This is a genomic window from Collinsella sp. AM31-2AC, from assembly GCF_003469285.1.
Taxonomy (GTDB): Bacteria; Actinomycetota; Coriobacteriia; order Coriobacteriales; family Coriobacteriaceae; genus Collinsella; species Collinsella aerofaciens_AT.
Genome location: NZ_QSJB01000033.1, coordinates 1 through 4,655 on the forward strand (window position 1 = coordinate 1; position 4,655 = coordinate 4,655).

Annotated in this window: 6 protein-coding genes; 3 read left to right on the plus strand and 3 right to left on the minus strand. The window is 60.0% G+C overall.

All coding sequences use genetic code 11. The features are described 5' to 3' along the window. The first annotated feature begins 563 nt into the window (after window positions 1-563). From mobV to DW796_RS10155, 3 genes are read left to right on the plus strand one after another with little or no spacing between them, the layout of a single operon-like run. Window positions 564-1,622, plus strand: a complete 1,059-nt coding sequence (gene mobV / locus DW796_RS10145) for a MobV family relaxase (protein ID WP_118095230.1) — start codon at window positions 564-566, stop codon at window positions 1,620-1,622. Window positions 1,623-1,671: 49 nt separating this feature from the next. Beyond that, complete coding sequence (locus tag DW796_RS10150) at window positions 1,672-1,926, plus strand: hypothetical protein (protein WP_117843712.1); 255 nt, start codon at window positions 1,672-1,674, stop codon at window positions 1,924-1,926. A 2-nt stretch (window positions 1,927-1,928) separates the two neighbouring features. Further along, window positions 1,929-2,210 (plus strand): hypothetical protein, encoded by a 282-nt coding sequence (locus DW796_RS10155; protein ID WP_118095232.1) that lies wholly within the window; start codon window positions 1,929-1,931, stop codon window positions 2,208-2,210. 89 nt (window positions 2,211-2,299) lie between these two features. Here the strand turns inward: DW796_RS10155 and DW796_RS10160 are convergent, their stop codons facing one another. The 3 genes from DW796_RS10160 to DW796_RS10170 all read right to left on the minus strand — a co-directional run bounded on the left by DW796_RS10160 (window position 2,300) and on the right by DW796_RS10170 (window position 4,510). Next, the gene (locus DW796_RS10160; RefSeq protein ID WP_147351035.1) at window positions 2,300-2,677 is read right to left on the minus strand and encodes a hypothetical protein; all 378 of its coding nucleotides are present in this window, start codon (window positions 2,675-2,677) and stop codon (window positions 2,300-2,302) included. A gap of 80 nt (window positions 2,678-2,757) precedes the next feature. Next, window positions 2,758-3,084 carry a hypothetical protein gene (locus DW796_RS10165; RefSeq protein ID WP_118095236.1) on the minus strand — a complete coding sequence of 109 codons (327 nt, stop codon included), beginning with the start codon at window positions 3,082-3,084 and terminating at the stop codon, window positions 2,758-2,760. A gap of 1 nt (window position 3,085) precedes the next feature. Beyond that, on the minus strand, window positions 3,086-4,510 hold the full coding sequence (locus DW796_RS10170; protein WP_118095238.1) for a helix-turn-helix domain-containing protein: 1,425 nt from the start codon (window positions 4,508-4,510) through the stop codon (window positions 3,086-3,088). Window positions 4,511-4,655: the final 145 nt, after the last annotated feature.

Here is a 4,655-nt window from a genome sequence, read left to right on the forward strand (position 1 = left end):
AGAAAAAGCCCCCTCGCGGAGACCCATCCCGGAAGCCCTCATAGGCACGTTATATTATCAATACTGCAATTTTACACCTAGAGCCAGAAGAAAAGCGCCCATCCCTAGGCGGTGAGTAGGCGGGTCAATGTAGCGGGCGGTGACTACGGGGCGGCGTGGTCTGCGTTAGCAGATCTAAGCCGACTCGTTCACCGGCTGCGGAATTGACGCGACGGGCAACTGAATAGACCAGACTTGATTAAGGGTCGATGGACGCTCTGCTCCATCGACCCTTTCCTTGCCCAAGTCTCAAGTGAGGATGGCTTGGGGATGGTTTTGCGCGGGGGTCTTTCTACGACCCCCGCGCAGGGGGGGGTGCCGAACCCCGAACCCCGAACCCTGACGGCTTTTCCGAGCCAGCACGCGCCGCCGCGTGCCCTGCCGCAGACCACATTCATGTGGTCTGCGGAGCGACCCTAAGTCGCGGAGAACCGACAGTGGTACACTGTCGGCGCACCTCTTTTCAAAATGAAAAGGGGAGTGCGTTACCCTTTTGTTCCAAAAGCCGGGAGGTGCCGCCGCCGATGGGTAAGCAGTACGCAATCCTTCGAGTCCAGAAGTGCAAGGGTGCCGAGATAGGCGCCATGCAGTACCACAACGACCGCGAGCCGGGGAAGCACACGAACCCGGACATAGACCAGTCCCGAACCCGGATGAACCGAGAGTTGTGCCCGCACGCCGACTACGAGGGCGAGGTGCAGGCGAGGATTGACGCGGGCTACAAGGGAACCCGCAAGGTGCGCAAGGATGCCGTGAGGCTCGTCGAGGGCATCGTGACGGCAAGCCCGGAGTTCTTCGAGGGTGCGAGTGCCGAGGAGGTGAGGGACTTCTTCGAGGACGCGCTCGGGTTCTGCCGCGAGGAGTTCGGGGAGTCGAATCTGGTGCACTTCACGGTGCATATGGACGAGGAGACCCCGCACGCCCACTTCGGCTTCGTGCCGCTGAGGGACGGCAAGCTCTCGTGGAAGGGGTTCTTCCCTGACAAGGCGGCGCTCGGTGCGATGCAGGACAGGTTCTATGGGCGCGTAGGGGCGCTATACGGCCTTTCTAGGGGTGAGAAGCGCTTGGAGGGTCAACCGGCAAGGCGGCACAAGTCCGTGGCCGAATACAAGGCCGAGAGCCGCCGAGTTCAGTCCGAGCTGGACGAGAAGGCCGAGCAGCTCGAAGCGGCACGGGAGGAGCTTGCATCCACCCGGGCGCAGCTCGCCGAGTGCAGGTCGCAGGTCGAGGGCTTCGCCGCGAGGTTCGAGCGCATCAAGGCCGAGCTGGCGCAGATAGCCGAGTGCCTGTCGGTTAGGGGGTTCCTCGGTAGCTTCAAGGCCAAGCTCGCCGAGTTCGCCGAGAACCCGATTTGCAAGGCCGCGCTCGCGGCCGGTCGCGACTTCATGACGGCACGTGACGGCAGACGAGCGGAGAAGGTGCTCGTCAACGGTGCCAGGGAGAAGGTCGTGGAGATGGAGGGGCTGTCGAGGGAGATGGGCGAGTGGTCTCTGCTCGATGAAGTCGGGGATATGAGGGGTGCCAGAAGGGAGCTTGACAGCCACGAAGCCCCAGCGCGACCGCTCGATAATCAGGTGCTTTAATCAGGTATACTAATCTGGTATACTTATTGGGGAAGAAAGGAGAGCGGCAGTGGTCAGAGTACACGGGAACGCCCTCAAGCACGGGCTTACCAGCGAGGAAGTTGCGTATGCGTGGGAGAACCCGATTAGATGCCGTCAGCGAAACGGCACGGATGACCCGCCGCTCTGGATTTCGGTCGGCTCGCTTCCCGACGGTAGGTTTGCCGAGCTGATTGGATTCATGGATATCGACGGCGTTTGGTGCGTGTTCCACGCGATGGTGCCGCCGACGAAGAAGTTCAAGCGTGAGCTGGGATGGAGGTAGACATGAGCGGAATCGTTGCCGAGAACGGCAAGGTCGTTACCGATGAGATGATTGCCGATTGGGAAAGCGCTCTCGAACGCGACGAGTGGCCAAGCGGATGGGTGAATGTGGGCGAAATCGTCGAGGGGAAACTCCCGAAAGCAGCGCCCGAGACGGTGACGCTGTCCCTCAAGGTTCCAGTTGCGATGAAGCGGGCTCTTGAGAAGGAAGCGAAGGCCGAGGGCAAGTCGACGGGTGCGTATGCCCGCGGAATCCTCGCCGATGGTCTCATGGCCATAGCGTAAAGCAGCAGGGGAGCTAACAGAAAGGGGAGCCTTGAAGGCTCCCCTTTCCTGCCGGCGACCCTGTTGTAATTTGGGTCAGAGCTTCATGGCTAGCCCTTCCAAGCCCTCCTGAGCCTTTGCCAGCGGCTCAGCTTCTGCTCGGTCGATTCCAGCGCGAGCGTCTGGGCGGTCTCGTGGTGGAGCGCCTGAGCGCCCTGCACGGCCTTGGTGCTGTCGGCCACGGTCTCCATGAGCTTGGCTATCTGCTCGTCCTTCTTGGCGAGCTGCCCGATTAGCGCCGCGACAGCCGCCGAATCGCCGCCGTCTGAGGTGCTGGCATCTGTCTGGCAAGTGTCTGGCATCTGTCTGGCAAGGCGTATGGCACGCTCGACGGCGGCTCCCTGCGCCACACCCCACCCGGCGGAGAGTTCCACCAGCTCATCGTATGCGTCTTCCTCGATTCGGAAGGTCTTCTTTACCTTGGCCAAGGTGCTGGCTCCTGTCTGGCAAGTGTATGGCAAAGTGTATGGCACGTATTCAACCACATTGGTGTTTCCCTTCCCAGTCCCTAGTCGTAAATGCGTTTCGGGCTGATATCCCGGATTACCTGTAGGTAGTCTTCACCCTCCGGTTCATTCATATCCTCATAGGTACGCCAAGACTTAATGTTCTGCATGACCCAAGGCTGTTTAGAAAGGGTGGCGCAAACAGGACACTGCGCCCCGAACTGCACCTCGCGGCTCTTTGCCTGCCAAGTGCCAAGGCCGATGCGGACGTTACCCATTTGCTCCGCGTATGCTCCCACGCAGTCGTAGAGGTCATCTACGTTGTAGCCATTCCTTTTTGCCTTCTCCTCATCGAACTCGATGGTGAAGCGCCAAGGCTTCGTTGCCATATCACTCACCCGCCTTGATTTCCGGCTCCGTCATATCGACGTGAACGTGCCCGTTTTCGTACCATGCGCCATCCGGCAGGCCGTCGGTATCGCACTTCCAGCCCCTTAGCCACTTGATGACGGTAGACCTCGACACGCCAAGCGCCTTGGATATGCCCGAATGGCTGGCACCGGGATGCTCGCGGGCATAGGAGCGAATCAACTCACACTTTTCACCGCTTCCCTTTGGCCGACCGCTGTTTTCATACTCGTTCTCACCGAGAACGTCGCGACGCATCTTGCGCAGCCCGTTTAGATACTCCATGTGCTGTGGCTGCTTCCTGTAGTTCCGCTTGTTTTTCGGGATCGCTATTCCCGATATCCTCTCCAAGTCCTTGATGGGGAACTTCTTGTACCGCAGGTCGAGGCATTCGAGAGCGTTCTCGACCTCATGGTCGTTGCCGAACGGGTGCTCGGTGTCTACCGAATCCAGGAACGGCACCAGCGAATCCATGTCCGCCTTGACGCGTTCGCGGTCGATGATGCCGCACTTCACGGCGTATATCGCCAGAGCCATCAGGCAGAAGTACCTATGGCTGAACGTCGCACCCGCGCGTATCTTGCGCAGCCACCAGTTGTAGAGGTCTTCCTTGGCATCCCACGAGCCGTCGGCGCGTCCGCCACCGACGATGACCTTCTCGTACCACTCGGGGAATCTCTCCTTGGCCTGTTCGAGCGTGTACCTCGTCTCCCTCCACTTCTTCGACAAGTCTACCTGCTGTTCCGGGGGAAGGAAGTCGTTCAGCTCTTCGAGCGAGAAGGGGTGCGTGTTGACCGCGAACGCCCTGACCGTGCCGCCGTCCTTCGTCTTGCCGCCGATGACGCGGAACCCTTGGTTGATGCCCTGATGCTGCGGGTGCTCCCATTCCCTCGACGTATGCTTGTTCCACATCCTGTCGGTCAGGTGGTACTTCATGTCCTTCAGCAGGCTCTTGGTGTTCGGGTATAGGTCGGCGGGTTCCTCGAGGACGTAGTACAGATGAACGTTGTGGCCGCTCAGGATGATGTAGTTCGGCTCGGGATAGACGGGGTAGTCGCTTCGGCAGTTGTACAGGAAGGCCGTGAGCGTGCCGTCATCCTGCCCGTCGAGGTCGAAAATCATGGCGCACATCTTGCTCTGCGCGTCGGCGGTGTTCGCCCTGCCCCAGTAGGTGAGACCGTTCGTTATCGCCCAGTTCGCATCGCGGAACTCGGCAAGGGTCTCCTCGAACGTGTCCTCGAACAGGATTCGGCGGCGTCTCCTGTCTCCGACGAGCTTCCCGTCGCTGTCGTAATGCCCGCCGAACGAGCCGAGGATTATCGGGTTGGCCTTGTGCAGCCCGCCCGGCTCGCCCTCCGTCTGGATGAAGCCATCGCCGAGCCGGAAGATGTCCGAGTAGACTTCCATGGCCGACACCTCGGAAGCCCCGTATTCGAGAAGAACAGACTCAAGAGACAACCCGCTCACCAACCCATCCCGGAAGCCCTCATAGGCACGTTATTTTATCAATGATTTTATTGTACACCTAGAGCCAGAGAAAAAGCCCCCTCGC